Source organism: Actinocatenispora comari (assembly GCF_017312725.1).
GTDB lineage: Bacteria > Actinomycetota > Actinomycetes > Mycobacteriales > Micromonosporaceae > Actinocatenispora > Actinocatenispora comari.
Window position 1 is genome coordinate 149,553 of record NZ_BOPO01000004.1, and the last position, 20,788, is coordinate 170,340.

16 protein-coding genes are annotated in these 20,788 nt (G+C 72.2%); 6 read left to right on the forward strand and 10 right to left on the reverse strand.

Features of this window, described 5'->3' with window-relative positions; genetic code table 11:
* Positions 1-296: 296 nt before the first annotated feature.
* From NUM_RS02460 to NUM_RS02475, 4 genes are all read right to left on the reverse strand, one after another.
* Positions 297-1,109 carry a class I SAM-dependent methyltransferase gene (locus tag NUM_RS02460; RefSeq protein ID WP_207122864.1) on the reverse strand — a complete coding sequence of 271 codons (813 nt, stop codon included), beginning with the start codon at positions 1,107-1,109 and terminating at the stop codon, positions 297-299.
* Between the two features lie 206 nt (positions 1,110-1,315).
* Complete coding sequence (gene ppdK, locus NUM_RS02465; RefSeq protein ID WP_207122865.1) at positions 1,316-4,012, reverse strand: pyruvate, phosphate dikinase; 2,697 nt, start codon at positions 4,010-4,012, stop codon at positions 1,316-1,318.
* 341 nt (positions 4,013-4,353) lie between these two features.
* A complete protein-coding gene (locus NUM_RS02470) occupies positions 4,354-5,742 on the reverse strand; it encodes an APC family permease (protein ID WP_207122866.1) in 1,389 nt (462 codons plus the stop codon).
* Positions 5,742-6,677, reverse strand: a complete 936-nt coding sequence (locus NUM_RS02475) for a proline iminopeptidase-family hydrolase (protein WP_207122867.1) — start codon at positions 6,675-6,677, stop codon at positions 5,742-5,744. Before NUM_RS02475 ends, NUM_RS02470 begins: the two co-directional genes overlap by 1 nt.
* A 176-nt stretch (positions 6,678-6,853) precedes the next feature.
* On the opposite strand from NUM_RS02475, the gene NUM_RS02480 reads away from it, so the two are divergent.
* A complete protein-coding gene (locus tag NUM_RS02480; protein WP_207122868.1) occupies positions 6,854-7,540 on the forward strand; it encodes a FadR/GntR family transcriptional regulator in 687 nt (228 codons plus the stop codon).
* Between the two features lie 6 nt (positions 7,541-7,546).
* Here the strand turns inward: NUM_RS02480 and NUM_RS02485 are convergent, their stop codons facing one another.
* Positions 7,547-7,945: a VOC family protein gene (locus NUM_RS02485; RefSeq protein ID WP_207122869.1), complete on the reverse strand. Its 399-nt coding sequence runs from the start codon at positions 7,943-7,945 to the stop codon at positions 7,547-7,549.
* Between the two features lie 80 nt (positions 7,946-8,025).
* Here NUM_RS02485 and NUM_RS02490 point away from each other — a divergent pair, with 80 nt between their 5' ends.
* On the forward strand, positions 8,026-9,153 hold the full coding sequence (locus NUM_RS02490) for a helix-turn-helix transcriptional regulator (RefSeq protein WP_207122870.1): 1,128 nt from the start codon (positions 8,026-8,028) through the stop codon (positions 9,151-9,153).
* A 68-nt stretch (positions 9,154-9,221) separates the two neighbouring features.
* Complete coding sequence (locus NUM_RS02495; protein WP_207122871.1) at positions 9,222-10,349, forward strand: low temperature requirement protein A; 1,128 nt, start codon at positions 9,222-9,224, stop codon at positions 10,347-10,349.
* Between the two features lie 9 nt (positions 10,350-10,358).
* Here the strand turns inward: NUM_RS02495 and NUM_RS02500 are convergent, their stop codons facing one another.
* Entirely contained in the window at positions 10,359-11,006 is a 648-nt protein-coding gene (locus NUM_RS02500) for a TetR/AcrR family transcriptional regulator (protein ID WP_207122872.1), read from the reverse strand.
* Between the two features lie 130 nt (positions 11,007-11,136).
* Between NUM_RS02500 and NUM_RS02505 the strand changes: the two genes are divergently transcribed.
* Complete coding sequence (locus tag NUM_RS02505) at positions 11,137-12,129, forward strand: NADPH:quinone oxidoreductase family protein (protein WP_225918283.1); 993 nt, start codon at positions 11,137-11,139, stop codon at positions 12,127-12,129.
* 35 nt (positions 12,130-12,164) lie between these two features.
* Here the strand turns inward: NUM_RS02505 and NUM_RS02510 are convergent, their stop codons facing one another.
* Together NUM_RS02510 and dusB are read right to left on the reverse strand one after the other, a co-directional pair.
* Complete coding sequence (locus tag NUM_RS02510) at positions 12,165-14,609, reverse strand: alpha-L-fucosidase (RefSeq protein WP_207122873.1); 2,445 nt, start codon at positions 14,607-14,609, stop codon at positions 12,165-12,167.
* Positions 14,610-14,658: 49 nt separating this feature from the next.
* The gene (dusB, locus tag NUM_RS02515) at positions 14,659-15,786 is read right to left on the reverse strand and encodes a tRNA dihydrouridine synthase DusB (RefSeq protein WP_207122889.1); all 1,128 of its coding nucleotides are present in this window, start codon (positions 15,784-15,786) and stop codon (positions 14,659-14,661) included.
* Positions 15,787-15,965: 179 nt separating this feature from the next.
* Between dusB and NUM_RS02520 the strand changes: the two genes are divergently transcribed.
* Together NUM_RS02520 and NUM_RS02525 are read left to right on the forward strand one after the other, a co-directional pair.
* Positions 15,966-17,198 (forward strand): hypothetical protein, encoded by a 1,233-nt coding sequence (locus tag NUM_RS02520; RefSeq protein WP_207122874.1) that lies wholly within the window; start codon positions 15,966-15,968, stop codon positions 17,196-17,198.
* 699 nt (positions 17,199-17,897) lie between these two features.
* On the forward strand, positions 17,898-18,554 hold the full coding sequence (locus NUM_RS02525; RefSeq protein WP_207122875.1) for a hypothetical protein: 657 nt from the start codon (positions 17,898-17,900) through the stop codon (positions 18,552-18,554).
* 88 nt (positions 18,555-18,642) lie between these two features.
* Here the strand turns inward: NUM_RS02525 and NUM_RS02530 are convergent, their stop codons facing one another.
* Positions 18,643-20,022, reverse strand: a complete 1,380-nt coding sequence (locus NUM_RS02530; RefSeq protein ID WP_207122876.1) for a glycine--tRNA ligase — start codon at positions 20,020-20,022, stop codon at positions 18,643-18,645.
* A gap of 161 nt (positions 20,023-20,183) precedes the next feature.
* On the reverse strand, positions 20,184-20,788 hold a 605-nt coding region (locus NUM_RS02535), incomplete at its 5' end, for a hypothetical protein (RefSeq protein WP_207122877.1).

Genomic DNA, 20,788 nt, shown 5'->3' on the forward strand with positions numbered 1-20,788 from the left:
AGGGATGAACCTACCCAGGTGCATAAACGCTCCGTAAACAGCTGTGAGCAGACCGCCCCCGCAGCGCGTCGTACGTTCCCCCGATCGCCGCGGTACGCAGAATTTAACCTCCGTACCGTCGAATCGGAAAGATCGGCGGCAAAATTTTGAGCCCCGCTTGAGGATTGCTCCGGCCGACCGGAAACCCGACCGAGGGCGGCGCGCCCGCGGGTCGATTCGGTTCACCGTTGGTCGGCGCGACGATTCCGTGCGTGATCATCCGAACCGCTCGGGGACGCGACCGGCGCGGGCGCCGGTCAGGTGGCGCGGCGGGTGGCGCGGAACCAGAAGTGCTGGCGGCGGACCTCGGCCGGGCCGTCGGCGTCGATGCGGTGCTGCACCGCGCGCAGCCGGTCGGCGTTGCGCGCCGGGTCGAAGCCCGGTACCGCCCACGGCACCTGGCGCAGGTACCAGGCCAGCGGCGCCACGTCGTGGTAGGCGGTGACGTCGGCGCCGACGCCGCCGTCGAGCACGGTGAGCCCGCCCTCGGCGGCCTGGTTCACCGCGTACCGCAGGGTCCAGTCACCGGCCTCCGGCTCCGGCAGGTCGAGCAGCCGGTGCAGGTCGCTCTCGCCGTACGCGACCTGCTGGGTCAGGAACGTGCCGCCCGGCCGCAGCACCCGCGCCACCTCCGACGCCCGGTACGCCTCGTGCCGGTTGACGATCACGTCGACGCTGCGGTCGGCCAGCGGCAGCCGGCCGGACCGGTCCGCCGGGCCCTGCTCGACGTTGTCCTGGGCGCCGTCCGCGGCCACCACGACCACCCCGTGCCGGGCCAGCCGGCGGGCGGCGACCGGTACGTTCGGCGGCCAGCACTCGATCGCGAGCACCCGGCGCGGCTGCCGTTCGGCGGGGCGGCCGGACAACCAGCCGGACAGCCACTCGCCGCCGCCGGTACCGAGGTCGAGCAGGGTGTCCGTGCCGGCGTCGACCGCGGCGTCCACGAGCCGGCCGTACTGCCAGGGCGGCGGGGTGGTGCTCATCCGGCTGGCGAACCGGTCGAAGTCCCAGCCGGCGGTGTCGGCGGCCAGCCCCTCGGCGATGTACGCGTCGGCCATGTCGATGCTCATCGTGCCCGCCCTCGAACCGCGCCCGAGCCGTTCGAGTCGGCCGCGCTCTGCTCGCGCCTGCTAGACATAACGCCTCATTCTGCCGGCTGACCCGCGGATTCGCTCGTCGAGCGGGTACGGCGAACGGGCGACGAACCGGGCGCCGTGGGTGGCGCCCGGTTCGTCGGGCAGAGCGCGTTCCGCCGGGTTCGGGAACCCGGCTCGGGTCAGCGGGTGTCGGACTCGGAGCTCTGCAGCGCGGCGCGGCCGGCCTCCAGTCGCGCCACCGGCACCCGGAACGGCGAGCAGGACACGTAGTCCAGCCCGACCTGGTGGAAGAAGTGCACCGAGTCGGGGTCGCCGCCGTGCTCACCGCAGACGCCGACCTTCAGCTCCGGCCGCGCGGCCCGGCCCTCCTCGGTGGCCAGCCGGACCAGCCGGCCCACGCCGTCGGTGTCGAGCGTCTCGAACGGCGACACCCCGAAGATGCCCTTCTCCAGGTAGGCGGAGAAGAACGCCGCCTCCACGTCGTCCCGGGAGAAGCCCCACACCGTCTGGGTCAGGTCGTTGGTGCCGAACGAGAAGAACTCGGCGGCGCCGGCGATCTGCCCGGCGGTCAGCGCCGCGCGCGGCAGCTCGATCATCGTGCCGATCAGGCAGTGCAGCTGCTCGCCGGACTCCCGGGACACCTCGGCCAGCACGTCCTCGGCCTCGGCCCGGATGATCTCCAGCTCCTGCACCGTACCGACCAGCGGGATCATGATCTCCGCGTGCGGGTTGCCGCCGGCCGCCCGGCACTGCGCCGCGGCCTCGGCGATCGCCCGTACCTGCATGGTGAACAGGCCGGGGATGACCAGGCCCAACCGCACCCCGCGCAGCCCGAGCATCGGGTTCTGCTCGTGCAGCTTGTGTACCGCCTGGAGCAGCCGCAGGTCGTTCTCGTTGGCGTCGCCGCGCGCCTCGGCGAGCGCCACCCGAACCGACAGCTCGGTGATGTCGGGCAGGAACTCGTGCAGCGGCGGGTCGAGCAGCCGCACCGTGACCGGCAGGCCGTTCATCGCGGTGAAGATGCCGACGAAGTCGTCGCGCTGCAGCGGCAGCAGCGCCGAGAGCGCGGACTCGCGCTCGTCGTCGGTGTCGGCCAGGATCAGCCGCTCGACGTGCTGCCGGCGATCGCCCAGGAACATGTGCTCGGTGCGGCACAGCCCGACGCCCTGCGCGCCGAACCGGCGGGCCCGCGCGGCGTCCTCCGGCGTGTCGGCGTTGGCGCGCACGCCCAGGCAACGCACCTCGTCGGCCCGGGTCATGATCCGGTGCACCGCCTTGACCAGCACGTCGGCCTCGGCGCCGGCGGTCTCCTGGCGGCCCTCGAAGTACTCCACCACCGGCGAGGACACCACCGGCACCTCGCCGCGGTAGACCATGCCGTTGGAGCCGTCGATGGACAGCACGTCGCCCTCCTCGACGACCAGGCCGTCCCGGGTGGTCAGCCGGCGGCCCTTGGTGTCGACGTCGAGTTCCTCGGCACCGCACACGCAGGTCTTGCCCATGCCGCGGGCCACCACCGCGGCGTGCGAGGTCTTGCCGCCGCGGCTGGTCAGGATGCCCTCGGCGGCGATCATCCCGTTCAGGTCGTCCGGGTTGGTCTCGCGCCGGACCAGGATGACCTTCTCCCCCGACCGGGACCACTTCACCGCCGTGTACGAGTCGAACACGACCCGGCCGACCGCGGCGCCGGGCGAGGCGTTCATGCCGCGCGCGATGCGTTCCTTCTTCGCCTCGGTGTCGAACCGGGGAAACATCAGCTGGGCGAGCTGCGCGCCGTTGACCCGGCGTACCGCCTCGTCCAGGTCGATCATGCCCTCGTCGACCAGCTGGTTGGCGATCACGTACGCGGCGGCGGCGGTGCGCTTGCCGACCCGGGTCTGCAGCATCCACAGCTTGCCGCGTTCGATGGTGAACTCGATGTCGCACAGGTCGCGGTAGTGCCGTTCCAGGGTGGCCATGATGTCGAGCAGCTCGTCGTACGACTTGCGGTCGATGTCGGCGAGCTGTTGCAGCGGCACGGTGTTGCGGATGCCGGCCACCACGTCCTCGCCCTGCGCGTTCTGCAGGTAGTCGCCGTAGATGCCCTGCGCGCCGGACGCCGGGTCCCGGGTGAACGCGACGCCCGTCCCGGAGTCCATGCCGAGGTTTCCGAACACCATCGCGACGATGTTGACCGCGGTGCCGAGATCGGCCGGAATGCGCTCCTGCCGGCGGTACAGAATGGCGCGTTCGGCGTTCCAGGAGTCGAACACCGCACGGACCGCCTGGCTCATTTGTTCGGCCGGTTCCTGCGGAAAGTCGCGGCCGGTCGCGTCCCGCACGATCTTTTTGTACGCGTCCACCAGGGTACGGAAATCGTCGGTGGTCAGATCCAGGTCGGAATCGGAACCGCGGGCCCGCTTCTTGTCCTCCAGCGCGTCGTCGAAGCGCTCGCCCTCGATGCCCAGCACGATCTTTCCGAACATCTGGATCAACCGGCGGTAGGAATCCCAGGCGAACCGTTCGCTGCCGGACTGGGCGGCCAGTCCGTGCACCGATTCGTCGTTGAGCCCGACGTTGAGCACCGTTTCCATCATTCCCGGCATGGAGAACTTGGCACCCGAGCGCACCGAGACCAGCAACGGGTCGGCCGGGTCACCCAGCCTGCGGCCGATGCCCTCCTCCAGCCGGGACAGGTGGTCGGCGATCTCGGCCCGCAGGCCGTCCGGCGGCTCGCCGTCGGCCAGGTAGGCCCGGCAGGCCTCGGTGGTGATGGTGAACCCGGGCGGCACCGGCAGCCCGATGTTGGTCATCTCGGCCAGGTTCGCGCCCTTGCCGCCCAGCAGATCCTTGAGGTCCTTGTTGCCCTCGGCGAAGTCGTACACGTACTTCGTCACGCCGGCCCCTCTCGCAAGGTCGCAGCCGTCGCCGCGCCTGAAGTGGATGTGTGTGCCCGCAGGTTAACGAATGTTCACCCGACTTCTGAATGCCATCGTGACACTTTGCACGTCGGCTCGCCAGGCACTGATCCACCTGGTGCGGGACGTCGTTTGTCCGCGCACGAACGCGCACGCGGCGGCGCCTCGAAAAAGGATCGAGAAATGGGAAAACGTATGCCGACAACGGGTCGGGCAATTGGGCAAACGTTATTCCGTCCGGGAGTTCGGACAGAATAACGTTTGCCGGAGAACGGAACGACGCTTGCCCACGACCCTGACGTCCCCCCGGCCGCGGCCCGTCAGGCCCGGATCGACCGGTCCGGCCGCTCCGCCGCCGGGCGACGGCGGGCCCGCAGCCGGAAGGACAGCCCGATGGCGGCGCCGACGGCCAGCCAGCAGACACCGACGACCTTGGCGTTGGTGTTGGCGTTCCACAACGCGTAGCCGAGCACCGCGGTACCGATCACCGGCGACACCCAGTGCAGGAACACGTTGCGGCTGCGCCCCCGTACGCCGAGGTGCACGAACACCGAGACGTGCAGCAGGATGTAGGCGGTCAGCGCGCCGAAGGTGACGAGCGTCGTCAGCAGCGTCTGCGCCCGGGTGCCCAGGATGCCCACGACCAGGGACAGCCCGGCGACGAACAGCAGCGCGTTGCGCGGTACCTGTCGCGTGCGGCTGACCGTCGCGAGCAGCCGCGGCAGCTGGCCGTCCCGGGCCATGCTGAACACCAGCCGGGACGAGGTCGCCTGGGAGGCGATCGAGTTCGCGAAGATCGCGATCAGCGCCGAGGTCAGCGTGATCACCACCTTGAACCACGGCCCGACGACCTGCCCGGCGATGTCGTAGAACGCGTTGTTCTCCGCGTCCCCGGCCGGGAACGACCGGCCCCGCGGAACGTAGCAGGCGGCCAGGTAGACCTGCAGGAAGAAGATCACGGCCACCGCCACCAGCACGATCATCGTGGCCTTGGAGACCGCGCGGCCACCACCGCGCGCCTCCTCGTTCAGCGTCGAGATCGCGTCGAATCCGATGAAGCTGAGCGCCGCGATCGGGATCGCGCCGAACACGATCGACCAGGAGAAGCCGTCCGAGTTGTACAGCGGGAACAGTTCGAGGCTGGCCCGTCCGCGCGCCACGTCGACGAGCACCCAGCCACAGAAGATCCCGAGTACGGCCAGCTGCACCGCCAGAAACAGCTTGTTCATCGTCGCGGTCACGGTGATGCCGGCCAGGTTGACCGCCGCGGCGAGCGCGACGAACACCACGATCCACACCCATGCCGGGATCACCGACCAGAGGCTGACCATGGCCGCCGCGGCGAACACCGACAGCAGCGCCGGCAGGAGCAGGTAGTCGAGCAGGATGGCCCAGCCGGCGAGGAACCCGGCGAACGAGTGGAGCCCCATCCGCACGTACGAGTAGACCGAGCCGGCGATCGGGAACCGGACCGCCATCTCCTTGTAGGACAGGGCACTGAACACCATCGCGAACGCGGCGACCAGGTAGACCAGGGCCACCTGACCGGCGGAGAAGTTGACGATGGTGCCGAAGACCGGCAGCGGGGCCATCGGCACCATGTAGATCAGGCCGAAGACCACGACGTCGCCGACCGACATCGATCGGCGGAGTTCCTGGCGGTACCCGAGCTGTTCGAGGTCGGGTGCGGTCGTCTCGGGGGTCGGCATCAGCTGCTCCGTCGCGGTCGATCGTGTGCCCGCAGGAAGTCGCCCACCACCTGGGCGAACTGGTCGGGTACCTCCAGGTGCGGGGTGTGGCTCGCACCGGCGAACACCCGGCTGCGCGCGTCCGGGATGCGTTCGGTGAACGGCGCCCACGAGGCCGGCGTCGCCTCGTCGTCCTCGCCGGCGACGACGAGAGTCGGTACGGCGATCCCCGGCAGCCGGTCGACCACCGACCAGTCGGCCAGCGTGCCGGTCACGTGGAACTCACTGGGCCCGATCATCGTCTGGTAGACGGTCGGATCGGCGGCGAGCGCGGCGAAACTGTCCTCCAGCTCGGCCGGGTACGGGTCGAGCGTGCACAGGAACCGGCGGTAGAACGCGTCGACCGCCGCCTGGTACTCGGCCGAGTCGGTGCTGCCGGCGGCCTCGTGCACCGCCACGGTCTGCTGCACCTCGGCGGGCAGCCGGGCCAGCAGCTGCCGGGTGCCGGCGACCCACAACGGCATCGACGCCGGGCTGTCGCACAGCACGAGGCTGCGGACGCCGGCCGGGTGCGCGAGCACGTACTCGGGGGCGAGCATGCCGCCCCACGACTGGCCGAGCAGGTGGAAGCCGCCGGCGAGGACGTCGAGCCGGTCGACCAGGTTGCGCAGTTCGGCGACGAACAGCGGCACGGTCCAGAAGCCGGCCGGCGCCTCCGGCAGGTGGCTGCTGCGGCCGCAGCCGAGCTGGTCGTAGTGCACCACGGTCCGGCCGTCGGCACCGAGCAGGCCGGCCATCGACCGGGTGTAGTCGTGCGCGATGCCCGGCCCGCCGTGCAGCACCACGACCGGTAGCCGGTCGGCGGGCCGGGCCGGGTGGGTGACGCGGTACCAGGTGCGGTGGCCGCGGAAGGCGACCGTACCCTCGTCGATCCGGCCGAGCGGCTGTGCTGTCATGGAAGCCATCCGAGGTCCGTGCGTGTCGAGACCAACGGTGTGGCAGTCAAGCACAGAAAAGGTATTGGCACAATACCTTTAGGTCGAGGCGCACCGCGCCGCGGCACGGACGCGCCGCCGTCGCCGGACATCCGGCGCACCCGGCCGAGCAACCGACGAACAGGAACAGCGACGACATGGGCACCGTCCGGCACGAACTCGCCGACCGCATCATCACCGCGATCGCCGTCGGCGCGTACTCGCCCGGCGACCGGCTGCCGCCCGAGCGTGACCTCGCCGTACTGCAGGGCGTCAGCCGGGTCACCGTTCGCGAGGCGCTCAAGCTGCTCACCGACCGCGGGCTGATCGTGTCGCGGCGCGGCCGGGACGGCGGTACCTTCGTCGCACCGATCGACTGGGACAGCGCGCTGACCGACGTCGCCCGCCGCACGCTGGCCGAGGAGCTGCCCAAGCTCACCGAGTTCTTCGAGTACCGCTGCCTGATCGAGGGGCTCGTCGCGCGCACCGCGGCCGAACGGCACACCGACGAGCAGGCCGCCGAGCTGCGCGCGCTGCTCGCCGAGTTCCGCCGGGCGACGAGCCTGTCCGCGGCGCGTGAGCTCGACCGCCGGCTGCACGCGCACGTCACCGCGATGGCCGGCAACGCGAACCTGACCGCGCTCTGCGACCAGCTCAACGCGCGCGCGACCCTCGGCTTCAACTCCGAGCCGTACCCGCCGGACTATCTCGACCGCGCGACCGCCGAGCACACCCGGCTGGTCGACGCGATCGTCGGGCGCGAGACCGAGGCCGCGTACCAGGCGGCGCACGACCACTTCCGGCTCACGCTGGACATCATGGCCGGCAAGCTCCGCAGCTCGTGACGCCGGTCAGCGGGAGAAGCGGGCGATCGCCTGCTCGGTGACCGGCGTGAACAGGTTGACCAGGTTGCCGTCCGGGTCGCGGAACAGCAGCGACCGGTTGCCCCACGGCATCGTGGTGGGCTCGGTGACGACGTCGGTCAGCGCGCCGGCGAGCCGGCGGTACCGCGCGTCCACGTCGTCGACCAGGAACTCGACGATCGCCGTACGGTTGGCGGCCGGCTCGGCCGACCCCGGGGCGAACAGCGGCACCGTGCGGGTACTGCCGAGGGCGAGGGTGCCCGCCTCGGTACGCAGCTCGGCGAAGTCCGGGGTGGCCCAGTCGGCGGCCACCCCGGTGACCAGCTCGTAGAACGCGACCAGCCGGGCCACGTCGGCGGTGATGATCCGGATCGAAACCAGGTTCATGATGCTGCTTCCTCTCGGTGTGCACTGGCTACGACGCTAGGATCGATACCGGACAGCTTCCGCCCGGTAAAGGAACAGGTGTGACCCGACCGACGGCGCGCGTGCTCGCGCTGCTGGAGATCCTGCAGGCCGGCGGCACGCGTACCGTCCGGGAGCTCGCGGCGCGGCTCGGCGTCGACGAGCGCACCGTCCGGCGCTACGCGGCGCACCTGGTCGACCTGGACATCCCGGTCCAGTCGGTCCGCGGCCGTTACGGCGGCTACCGGCTGTCCCCCGGCTACCGGCTGCCGCCGCTGATGTTCACCGACGACGAGGCGCTCGCCGTGCTGCTGGGCCTGCTCACCGGCCGGCACACCGCCGCGCCGGCGGCCGCCGAGAGCGCCGCGGCCAAGCTGCACCGGGTACTGCCAGCGCAGCTCGCCGACCGGCTCGACGCATTGCGCGACACGGCGGACCTCACCCCGGCGCCCGCCGCGACGCCACCCGAGACCGGCGTACTGCTGGTGCTCGCGGCGGCCGCGCGCGACCGGCAGCCGGTCGAGATCGGCTACACCGCGCGGGACGGCCGCACCGGTCGGCGCACCGTCCAGCCGTACGGGATCGTCGCGCTCGGCGGCCGGTGGTACCTGACCGGGCCGGACTCGGCCAGCGGCGAGCTGCGCACGTTCCGGCTGGACCGGATCGACTCGCCCCGGCCGCTGCCCGGCCGGTTCGAGGTACCGGACGGGTTCGATCCGGCCGACCACGTGTCGGCCACCCTCGCCCGCACGCCGTGGCGCCACCGGGTGTCGCTGCGGGTGCGCGCGCCGGTCGAGCAGATCCGGACCCGGCTGCCCGCCGCGCTGGCGGTCCTGCACGAGGGCGACGACGGCTGGGTACGGGTGCAACTGCGGGCCGAGCGGCTGGACTGGCTCCCCGCCGTACTCGCCGGGCTGGACGCGCCGTTCACCGTCGACCGGCCCGCCGAGCTGCGCCGGCTGGTCCGCGACCTCGCCGCCAGGCTGCTCGCCGCCGCCGCCGACCCCGAAGACCCCGACGAGCCCGGCGCGCCCGCCGACCCCGGGCTGGCCGCCGAAGCCGGACCGACCGCCGAGCCCGACGAGCCCGCCGAACCGAGGGTGGCCGCCGAGACCGGGGGCGCCGGGGCGGCGGGCGGCGGCGGGAGGGGCTGCGGCACCGACGGGGCGGACGGCGACGCGGACCCGTGACCCGGCGCCGGTCGGCGCGATGCGGGACGACACCGTTCCGGTTGGAGCGGGGTCGGTAGGTTGTCCGCGTGACCGAGGAGCAACCCGAGAAGCGGGTCAGCTGGGCCGAACTGTTCTTCGATCTGGTGTTCGTGTTCGCGATCACCGAGGTCTCGGAGCTGGTGGCCGAGCACCATTCCTGGCTCGGCGTGCTGCGCGCGCTGACCGTGTTCGTGCCGCTGTACTGGACCTGGGTGGGCGCGTCGATGCAGGCGAACCTGCGCGATCTGGGGCCGATCCGGTTCCGGCTGGCGCTGTTCGCGGTGGGGTTGACCGGCCTGTTCATGGCGCTGGCGGTGCCGGCCGCGTACGGCGATCGCGGCCTGCTGTTCGCCGCCTCGTACTGGGTCGGCCGGTTGCTGCTGGCCGGGATCGCGTTCGCCGGCCGGGACCGCAAACCCAACCCGCCGTTCCTGATCGCGGCGGTGGTCTCCGGCCCGCTGCTGGTGATCGGCGGCCTCCTCGACGGTCCGGCGCGACTCGCGCTGTGGGCGACCGCCGCGGTGATCGACCTGGCCGCGCCGACGGTCACCCGGTCCCGGCTGCGCGCGCTGCACTTCGACGCGCCGCACCTGACCGAACGGTTCGGGCTACTGGTCCTGATCGCGCTGGGCGAGTCGGTGGTCGCGATCGGCGCGCCGGCGGCCGCCGAGCACGAGCTGTCACCCGGCGTACTGGGTGCGGTGGCGGCGGCGTTCGCGCTCAGTTGCGGCCTGTGGTGGGTCTACTTCCAGTACGCGCAGGACGCGATGCGGTTCTCGATGGCCACCGCGCAGGTGCAGAACGACGTCGCCCGGCACGTCCTGTCGTACGCGCACCTGTCGTTCGTCGGGGCGATCATCGCGGCGGCGGTCGGCATGCGCGAGGCGGTCGCGCACCCCGGCGAGCACCTGAACTGGGCGGTGACCGGCCTGCTGTACGGCGGTGCCGCGCTGTATCTCGCCACCTTCGGCTACACCCGCTGGCAGATGTTCCGGCTGGTGTCGACGACCCGGCTGGCCGCCGCCGGGGTGGTACTGGTGCTGCTGCCGATCGCGCCGTTCCTGCCCGCGCTGGCCGCGCTGGCGCTGCTCGGCACGGCGCTGGCCGCCCTCAACGCGATCGAGTACTACCGCGTCCACAGGGCCGAACTCGCCGCCGCCCGGCAGCCCGGCTAGGACGTGTCTTCATGGCTCCGCCCGAACCTCTGAAGACACGTCCTGGCGCGGCGGGGCGGAGAGTGCCTCCCAGGCGGCCATCGCGCAGGTGATCACGCCGTCCAGTTCGGCGCGGCCGACCCCGTCCCGGGCCTGCACCGAGAGTCCGTGCACGACGGTGAGGTAGAAGCGGGCCATCGCGTCGAGACCGCTGCGCGGCGCGGTCAGGTCGCCGTCCCGCACTCCCTGGGCGAGCCGGTCGAGGATCAGCTCGTACTGGCCGCGGCGCAGGTCGGCGAGGAACTCGCGGATCTCGTGGTTCTCCTCGGCGCCGGTCGGCGCGGCCAGCACGAGCATGCAGCCGGGCGGCGCGTCCGGCCGGGTGACCTGGTCGGCGGTGGCGTGCAGCATGGCCTCGATCGCGGCGCGGGCGGTCTGCCGGTCGCGCAGTGCCTGCCGCGGCGGCTCGCCGGCGGTCGCCCCGTACAGCGCCATGACCTTGCGGAACAGTTCGGCCTTGCTGCCGAAGCAGGCGTAGATGCTGGCCGACGCGATCCCCATGGCGGCGGCCAGGTCGTGCAGCGAGGTGCCCTCGTAGCCGCGCGCCCAGAACACGTCGAGCGCCTGCCGCAGCGCGGTGTCCGGGTCGAACGTGCGGGGCCTGCCACGGGGTGCCACCGGTCTGCGCTCCTCGTCTCGGTCGTCGGTCGACAGTTTGTTTGTCGATCGACCAAGTTTAGCTTGACCGCCCCCGGCGCCCGTGCGAGTATTTGTTTGTCGATCGCCAAACAAGAGAGTCGGCCCGATCATGCCCGCCACGATGCGTGCCCTGCAGCAGACGACCCGCAGCGGCCCCCGGGACCTTCGACTGGTCACCGACGCACCGGTCCCCAGCCCCGGCCCGGGCGAGATCCTGGTCCGGGTGACGGCGGCCGGCGTCAACTTCGTCGACCTCTCCCAGGCGCGCGGCACGTTCGCCGGCGCGCCCCGACCGCCCTACCTGGCCGGCATCGAGGGCGCCGGCGAGGTCGTCGCCGTCGGCGCCGGGGTGACCGAGCCGGCGCCCGGCAGCCACGTCGTCGGGGTGACCATCGGCGGCGGCGCCTTCGCCGAGTACCTGGTGCTGCCCGCCGCCGCGGCCCTGCCGGTACCGGACGGCTGGGCCGACGAGCAGGCGCTGGGCCTGGCGGTGAGCTGGCCGACCGCGCTGGCCGCGCTGCGGGTGGCGGGCGAGCTCGCCGCCGGCCAGACCGTGCTGATCCACGCCGCTGCCGGCGGAACCGGCCAGGCCGCGGTACGGATCGCCAAGCACCTCGGCGCGACCGTGCTCGCCACCGCGTCCGCCGGCAAGCACGAGCTCGTCCGGTCGCTCGGCGCCGATGCGGTCCTCGACTCGCGCGACCCCGACCTCGCCGCCGCGGTACTGGCCGCCACCGGCGGCGCTGGCGCCGACCTGGTGCTGGAGTCGGCCGGCGGCGCCACCTTCGAGGCCAGCCTGGCCGCCGCCCGCCGGGTCACCGGCCGCGTCGTGGTCTACGGCCTGGCCGGCGGCGAGGCCTCGATCAGCAACTGGGACCTGGTGTACCGGCACCAGGTGCACCTCGTCGGGCTGAACCTGGGGATGCTGATCCGGTCCGCACCGCAGACCTTCGGCGCCGTGCTGGGCGAGCTGTTCGAACTGATCGGCGCCGGGGTGCTCGGCCCGGGCCGACCCACCGAGTACGACCTGGCCGACGGTGCGAAGGCGCTGGCGGCGCTGGAGTCGCGGAGCACCGTCGGCCGGCTCGCCCTGCGCCCCTGAGCCGCCGCCGCGCCACCGTCCATGGTGGACGGACGTCAGGATTCGGCGCAGTACAGGCTGATCCGGTCCAGGTGCACGGCGGCGCGGGAGGCGAGGATGCGCAGCCGCACCGTGTCGGTGACGATCGGCCGGTCGAGCACCACGATGCGCCGCGAGCCGACCGTACCGACGGTGGCGATCGTGGACCACCCGCCGGCACCGTCCGGTGCCTCCAGTACCGCCCGCGCCAACTGCTGGCCGTGCCGGAGGTCCTCGGCCAGGACCACCCGCTCGATCCGGGTCGCCGCCGGCAAGGTGACGGTGAGCGTGCCGGTGTCCGGGCCGGCCGTGGTCCAGTCGCTGCCGTCCCTGCCGTCGACCACCGCACCGGGGGCGCTGCCGTCGCCGGTGACCCGGGCACCCCGGGCCAGGTCGGTCGGCATCAGCCGGCGCAGCTCGGCCCGCCACTCGGCCAGCCGGGCCACGTCGGCGGCGGCGATCCGGCCGTCGGTGTCCGGCGGTACGTTGAGCAGCAGCACCGCGTTGCGGCCGACGGACCGGTGGTACACCTCGACCAGCCGCGCCACCGACTTCGGCGCCTGGTCGGGATGGAAGAACCAGCCGTCGTGCAGCGACACGTCGCACTCGGCCGGCCACCAGGACAGCTCGGTGGCGCCGGCGTCCCGGCCGGCGAGCAGCGCGGCGTCGCTGCCCTGATCCGGCGCCGCGAAGCCGAGCGCGTAGTCCGGCGCGCCGTCGGCGCCGGTGACGGTCGGCAGCACGCTCCACTCGTTCTCCCGGGCCACGCCGCTCTCGTTGCCGACCCACCGCACGTCCGGGCCGGTCACCGAGATCACCGCAGCCGGTGCCAGCGACCGGATCAGCGCGTACCAGCTGGCGAAGTCGTACCGTTCGACCCTGTCCGGCGGGATCCGGCCCTGCGCGCCGTCGAACCACACCTGGTCGATCGGGCCGTACTCGGTGAGCACCTCGTACAGCTGGTTGAGCATGTAGGCGCCGTAGTCGTCGGCGGTGAGTAGCAAGGTGGGCAGGCTGCCGTCGGCGACCCGGGCCGCCCGGTCGTCGCCGGGTACCAGCGTCGGGATGGTGCGGGTGGTGCGCGCGCTGCCGTTCGCGTACACCCCGTCGTGGTACTGGTTCTCGTCCGCCGGCGACAGGTACACACCGACGGCGATCCCGTGGGCGTGCATCGAGTTCGTGAACTCGCGCAGCACGTCGGCGGTACCGTCCCGCCACGTGCTCGCCGCGACGCCGTGCCGGGTGTAGCGCGACGGGTAGAGCACGAACCCGTCGTGGTGCTTGACCACCAGGATGGCCAGCGTGAATCCGCTGTCCCGCAACGTCCTCGCCCACTGGTCGGTGTCCAGGCCGGTGGGCGCGAACAGCTCCGGGTCCTCGGTACCGGTGCCCCACTCCTCGCCGGTGAACGTGTTCATGCCGAAGTGCAGGAACGCGGTCTGGCCCAGCCGCTGCCAGTCCAGCTGACGCTGCGACGGTCGCAGCGCGGATGCCTTGGCCACCAACGAGGTCAGGCGCTCCCCCGGCAGGATCGCGACCGGCTCGCCCGGCGCGGTGCGGTAGCCGCCGGCGGCGTCGACGCCGCCCTCGAACTCGACGTGGCCGTGAGCGGTCGACCGGACCGGTTGCAGCGCAAGGTCCGCAGTCGTGAGCGGGCCGACCTGTTGCAGCGCAAGGCCCGCGGTCGCCAACGGGCCGACCTGTTGCAGCGCAAGGTCCGCGGTCGCCAACGGGCCGACCTGTTGCAGCGCAAGGTTTGCGGTCGCCAACGGGCCGGTGCGGGCGGCGATGCGGACCCGGCGCACCGACCCGGCCAGGCCGCGCTCGGCCCCGCCCGGGTTCACCTCGGTGCCGATCCCCACGGCACTCCCCGGCGCACCGGACGCCCAGGTCGCCGCCCCCGCCGTACTCACCGCGTCCGGCAGCTGGTCGCCGTCCAGGAACGCGTGCAGCGTCGCCCCGCCGCCACCCGGCTCGTACGCGAGCGACAGCACGTGCGGCGCGCCCGCCGCCGGCGCGGCCACGGTACGGGTCGCGTCGGTCCGGCTTCCGCCGGCGAGCACCGAGAACCCGTACTGCAGCTGGTCGCCGGTGTAGCGGGCGAACACGGTGCCGCCGACCGCGAGCACCGTCGCCAGCGATCCCTGGCCGCCGGTCGGGGTGAACGCGGCCTCGACGACGAACGGGCGCTGCACGCCGCCGCCGCTGATCGGCGCCGCCGGCGCGAACGTGAGCCCGTCCGCGCCGCCGTGCAGCACGACACCGCGGTCCACCTCGATCGCCTCGGCACCGGTACGGCGGGCCAGCGCGCCGCCCATCGTCTCGCCGGTGGCGGCGGTGTACGCGGCACCGGCGGCGAACGACCCGCCGAACGACACGTCCAGCAGCGGTCGATCGGCGATCCGGGCGGAACGACCGCCACCGTCGACCGCGCCGGGTGGCGAGCGTCGTGGAACGGACATCACGACCTCCGGGTCGGGCGACAGTGCTCGGATGCGGCGGATCGGCCGGTCAGCCGCCCGAGACGTCGAGTTCCGCCGCCGACGGGACGGTCAGCGCGTCCCGGTCGGCCAGCCAACCCTCGGGCAGCGCCACCCGGGCCGGCGCCGACGTGCGGCCCCGCGGCTTGCCCAGCTCCGCCACCGGGAACGGCTCCGCCGGATCCAGCTGCCCGAGCAGACCGTCCAGCTCGGACAGCGACGAGCACATCGCCAGACTGCGGCGCAGCGCGCTGCCCACCGGGAAACCCTTGAGGTACCAGGCGACGTGCTTGCGGAAGTCGACGCAGCCGTCCCGCTCCGACCCCAGCCACTCGCCCAGCAGCACCGCGTGCCGGCGCATCGTCGCGGCCACCTCGCCGAGGGTCGGCAGCACCCGGCCGGTGCCACCGGCGAACGCGGCGGCCAGGTCGGCGAACAGCCACGGCCGGCCGAGACAGCCGCGCCCGACGACCACGCCGTCGCACCCGGTCTCCCGCACCATCCGCAGCGCGTCGTCCGCCTCCCAGATGTCGCCGTTGCCCAGCACCGGCACCGACAGCGCCGCCTTCAACGCGGCGATCGACGACCAGTCGGCGGTACCGGAGTAGCGCTGCGCGGCGGTCCGGCCGTGCAACGCCACCCAGGCCACCCCGGCGTCCTGCGCGATCCGCCCGGCGTCCAGGAACGTGAGGTGCTCGTCGTCGATGCCGCGGCGCAGCTTGACGGTCACCGGCACCCCGGCCGGTGCGGCCGCCTCCACCGCGCCGCGCACGATCGCCTCGAACAGTCGGCGCCGCCACGGCAGTGCCGAACCGCCACCCTTGCGGGTAACCTTCGGTACCGGGCAGCCGAAGTTCAGGTCGATGTGGTCGGCGAGCCCCTCGTCCACCACCATCCGCACCGCGTCGGCGGTGACCCGCGGGTCCACCCCGTACAGCTGGAGGCTGCGCGGGCGCTCGGTCGCGCCGAACTCGATCATGCGCAGCGTCTTCGGGTTGCGCTCGACCAGCGCGCGGGTGGTGACCATCTCGCACACGTACAGCCCGCCGCCGTGCTCGGCGCACAGCGCCCGGAACGCCACGTTGGTGATGCCCGCCATCGGCGCCAGCACCACCGGCGCGGGCAGCTCGTACGGGCCCAGCCGCAACGGCCCGGGCAGCCCCGTCGGGGCGCTGGCCGGTACGGACTGGTTCAGGGTCGGTGCACTCACCCGACGAGCATGGCACGCCCCGCCGGCCGGCGCGCGCTCGGCGCGTCCCGACGCAGGTCAGGTCACACCGACCGGAATCGGCCGTTCGGCCGAGTCCCGGACGATCGACGCATCCCTACGATCACGCCGTGCCCCCACCCCTGCGGTTGCCCCGCCGCATGCCCCCCGCCGCCGGCATCGCCCTCTATGCGTTCATCGTCGTGTCCTCCTGGCACCACATGCTCGGCGGCCACTGGCTCGACCCAGCTCTGCTGCGGCGCGGTCTCGCCTGCGCGGCGCTGGCACAGCTGGGCTTCCTTTGTTGCTCCGCGATCGGTGGTCTGCTCGCCGGGCTGCAACTGTCCGATGTGGACTTCGGTACCGGCCGGGTCAGGGCAAGATGGCTGATCGGCCGGCGCATCGTCGCCGTGCGCACGGTTCCGCTGCCGATCCGGTTCGGGTTCAACCAACCGCGTACCGGCGTGCCGGCACCGCGCCGCTGGGTGGTGGCGCTCGTCCCCGCGCTGGCCAGTGCGACTGCCCTCGCTGCGACGTGGTGGCAGCTCCGGCATCCCGAAGCAGCCGGGCCGGTACCGGCGGAGTGGCTCCGGCCGGCGACCTACACGGCGGTGCTCACGTTCGGCTGGCTGGCGGTGCTGGGCGGTCAACTGAACGTGCCGTCCCAGCTGCCGAACCGGTGGGTGCTGTGGCATCCACGCCGGGGTGAACACGCGACGATGCCGGTCGACGGTCCTGACCGGAAACGCTTCCAGCGCATCTTCGTGGCCAGCTGCCAGGCCGACGTCGCAACCATGCGGGCCGAACGGACCGCGCTGGCAGGCAGCATCTCCGAGTTCGACTCGGTGATCCTGCAGTGCGCGGAGTGGTACCACCAGGGTCGGTACGCAACCGCCGCCACGGCGGTCGCCCCGCTCCTCGACTCTCCCGACACTGACAACCTCTCCAGCCGGTACGCGTTCTGCACATACGCTGGATTGGCGACGATCGCCGGCCAACCGGTCGATCCGGACGTGGTGGTACGAGCGCGCGAACTCTGCCCCGTCATCGCGACGGAGTTGCGTCGCGACCTGGCTGCCTTTGTGTTGACAGTGTTCGCCATACATGACCGGGATCATGATCTCGCACGCCGGTTCGGGCAGCAGGTGATCCGATGGACACCGAATCGCTACGACGCGGGCGAGGCCGAGTTACTGATGGCCATCGCGGCGGCCATCGCCGGTGAGACGCAGGAAGCACGGGTGGCACTCCGGCGTGGGCGGCGTCGAGCGCCTGGCTCACCGCTGGTGGCGGTGGCGGAACGCCGCCTGGCCGAGCCGCCGGCGATCAGCATGACGGTGGACGCGGTCGGCGCCGACGACTGACGTGGGCCGGCCCACAGGGCTGCGACCACGGCGGGCGAAGCTGCGTGTCTCTCCAGGGCCGGTGGGGGCTGGCGAGGGCTGCCGGCGGCGCGATCGGCAAACGACTGCCCGAGCAGCGGCATCATTACTGAGAGTGTTCGAATCGGTACGGGAGTTGTGAGGCGGGCTCGCGTACCGGTGTGCTCCCCGCGACACCGGGACAACACGACTCGCGGTGACTGGGCGGTTCCGTAACGCACGCCGGACTTGTCGACCCAGCAGTTTCATGATCACTGTGGGTTACGCCATGAAAGACGCGCAGAGGCTGGCCAGCAGCGACTGCGGAGTGTTACCCAGGTTCAAGCGCCGCGAACCATCGTGGGTAGGCCACCCGCCGGCGAGCGACGCGCAGGCCGCCCGGTAGCACCAGCCACCGGGTCCAGGCGGATCGGGCTCCCACCCGATCAGCCCCGGCGTTAGAGGCGTCGAGGCGCGGCACGTCCCCCCGGCGTGCCAGACCCCCCAAACCCCCTATACCGAAGGACTGCCATGAATCGCGCGCGTCTGCGCGTGGTGCTGGCTGCGGTGATTGCGTGCTCCCCCGCGCTGTTTGGTGCATCGCTGGCTAGTGCCTCCCCCACATCTGACACGTCCAGCCACGAGAAGCCCGTTGCGGCACACGCCGCGGCAGCCACCGAGAAGGGCGAGACCAAGCCTGCGGTGGACCTGTCCGGGCAGCAGATCCAGGCCTCCGGCCAGCGGGTCTCGGCCAACATGGTCCGGGCCCGGCAGGCGGCGGCCCAGGCCGAAGCCGACAAGAAGAAGGCGGCCGAGGACGCCGCGGCCAAGAAGAAGGCCGACGACGCCAAGAAGAAGGCCGACGACGCAGCCCGCAAGAAGAAGGCCGACGAGGCCTCGCGGAGCGCCAAGCGGTGCACCGCGCCGGCTCGGGTCACCGACCTGTCCACGCTGCAGACCCAGAACGCCCGCGCCATCATGCGCGCCGGGCGGAAGCTGCACATCAGCAAGCGCGGCCAGATCATCGCGCTGTCGACCGCGCTGCAGGAGAGCCAGCTGCGCAACTACGCCAACGTGAACCTGCCGGCGTCGATGCGGATGGCACACCAGGCGGTCGGCTCCGACCACCTGTCGGTCGGGCTGTTCCAGCAGCAGCCGAACTGGGGTTCGCTGAACGAACTGATGAACCCGGAGACCTCGGCGACCAAGTTCTACCAGGCGCTGCTGCACATCCCCGGCTGGCAGAGCCTGCCGGTGACCGTGGCGGCCCAGCGGGTCCAGGTGTCGGCGTTCCCGTCGGCGTACGCGGACGACGAGGTGCGGGCGACCGCGATCGTCAACGCGCTGCCCTGCCCGTAGCAGCACCGCGGTTCCCCCCGACCGCGACAGGTCCCCCCGACAGCGAGGGCCCGACACCGCACGGTGTCGGGCCCTCCTGCGTCCGTGTTCAGCAGCCGGGCAGCCGCTCCGCGAGGTACGCCTCCGCGTGGTCGAGGCTGACCCGTTCCTGCTTCATCGAGTCCCGGTCGCGAACCGTGACCGCGTTGTCGGACAACGTGTCGAAGTCGACCGTCACGCAGTACGGGGTGCCGATCTCGTCCTGCCGCCGGTACCGCCGGCCGATCGCGCCGGCGTCGTCGAACTCCACGCTCCACCGCCGGCGCAGGTCGGTGGCGAGGCCCCGGGCCTTCGGGGACAGCTGTGGGTTGCGCGACAACGGAAGTACCGCCACCTTCACCGGCGCGAGCCGCGGGTCGAACCGCATCACCGTCCGGGAGTCCATGCCGCCCTTGGTGTTCGGCGCCTTGTCCACGTCGTACGCCTCCAGCAGGAAGGCGAGCACCGCGCGGGTCAGGCCGGCCGCCGGCTCGATCACGTACGGGAACCAGCGTTCACCGTTCTCCTGGTCGAAGTAGGACAGGTCGGTGCCGGACGCGGTGGAGTGGGTGCGCAGGTCGAAGTCGGACCTGTTCGACACGCCCTCCAACTCGTCGAACTCCTTGCCACCGAAGCCGAAGCGGTACTCGATGTCGACGGTGCGCTTGGCGTAGTGCGCCAGCTTCGCGGCCGGATGCTCGTAGCGCCGCAGGTTGCGCTCGGACAGCCCGAGATCGGTCCACCAGCGCCACCGCTCGGCCAACCACTGCTCGTGCCACTGCTCGTCCTCGCCCGGCTTGCAGAAGAACTCCAGCTCCATCTGCTCGAACTCGCGGGTGCGGAAGATGAAGTTGCCGGGGGTGATCTCGTTCCGGAACGACTTGCCGACCTGCGCGATGCCGAACGGCGGCTTGCGCCGGGACGACTGCATCACGTTGAGGAAGTTGACGAAGATGCCCTGCGCCGTCTCCGGCCGCAGGTAGTGCATCGACGAGGTGTCCTCCACCGGGCCGAGCGAGGTGCGCACCAGGCCGTTGAAGTTGCGTGCCGCGCTGAAGGTGCCGCGGTTGCCGCAGTTGGCGCAGGTCAGCTCGGCCAGGCTGGCCGGCGCGGCGCCGTGCCGGGCGGCGTGCTCCTCGGTGAGATGGTCGGCGCGGTACCGCTTGTGGCAGGACTGGCACTCGGTGAGCGGATCGACGAACTCGGTCAGGTGGCCGGACGCCGCCCACACCTCCGGCGCCAGGATCACCGCCGAGTCGAGCCCCACCACGTCGTCCCGGAACGTCACCATCGACCGCCACCACGCGCGCCGCACGTTCTCCTTGAGCTCGACGCCGAGCGGCCCGTAGTCCCAGGCGGATTTCGACCCGCCGTAGATCTCGCTGGATCCGAAGACGAAGCCACGGCGCTTGGCCAGGCTCACGATCGCATCGATGCGGTCCACAGGCACAGCTCCTCCATCCGGCTGGCGGTCGGCGGGGACATTGACGTCACCGAGCACAACGCTCGTCGGTGCCGCTGGTTACCGTCCGTCGGAGCTGTTCAGAGTACTCGCCGGCAGAAATCGGATCGAGTGCGGATTCGGACCCCGTCGGGGCCGGCCGGGAGGGGTCAGTCGGCGGTACCGCAGACCTGCCAGCCGACGCCGCCACCGGCGCTGCTCGCGACCACGATGAGGTCCGACGAGCGGGACTGGCCGTCGGCGTACCGCAGGGTGGCGGGCACCTCGAACACCGTGTTGCCCTGGTACTGCTGGGGAGCGGAGAGGTGGTGCGACTCCAGCCGCGGCTGGTTTCCCAGCCGGCTGACGAACTCGTGCTCGCTCTCCTGGGCCCGCGCCTGCTGGCACTGCATCCGGTACGCCTGGGCGTACTGCTGGTCTTCCAGCGCGACCAGGAACTTGTCGGCGGCCGCCGAGATCTGGTGCTCCTGGTAGGCACCGAAGCCGAAGACGCCGGCGATGCCACCGCCACAGCAGAGCACGACGAGGAAGGCGACCACGCCGAGGCCGATCCAGACCCGCGGGTTGCGCTCCCGCGGCGCGGCGGTGAACGGCACGACGGCACCGGGGCCGGTCGGCGGGGGTGGACCGGCCGGCTCGGCCGGCGGGGGTGGTGGTGGAGGTGGCCCGAACGGCGGCCGCCCGGGTGGCTGGGCACCCGGCGGCATCCCGGCGGCCGGCCGCGGCGCGCCCGCCGGCGGCACACCGGCAGCAC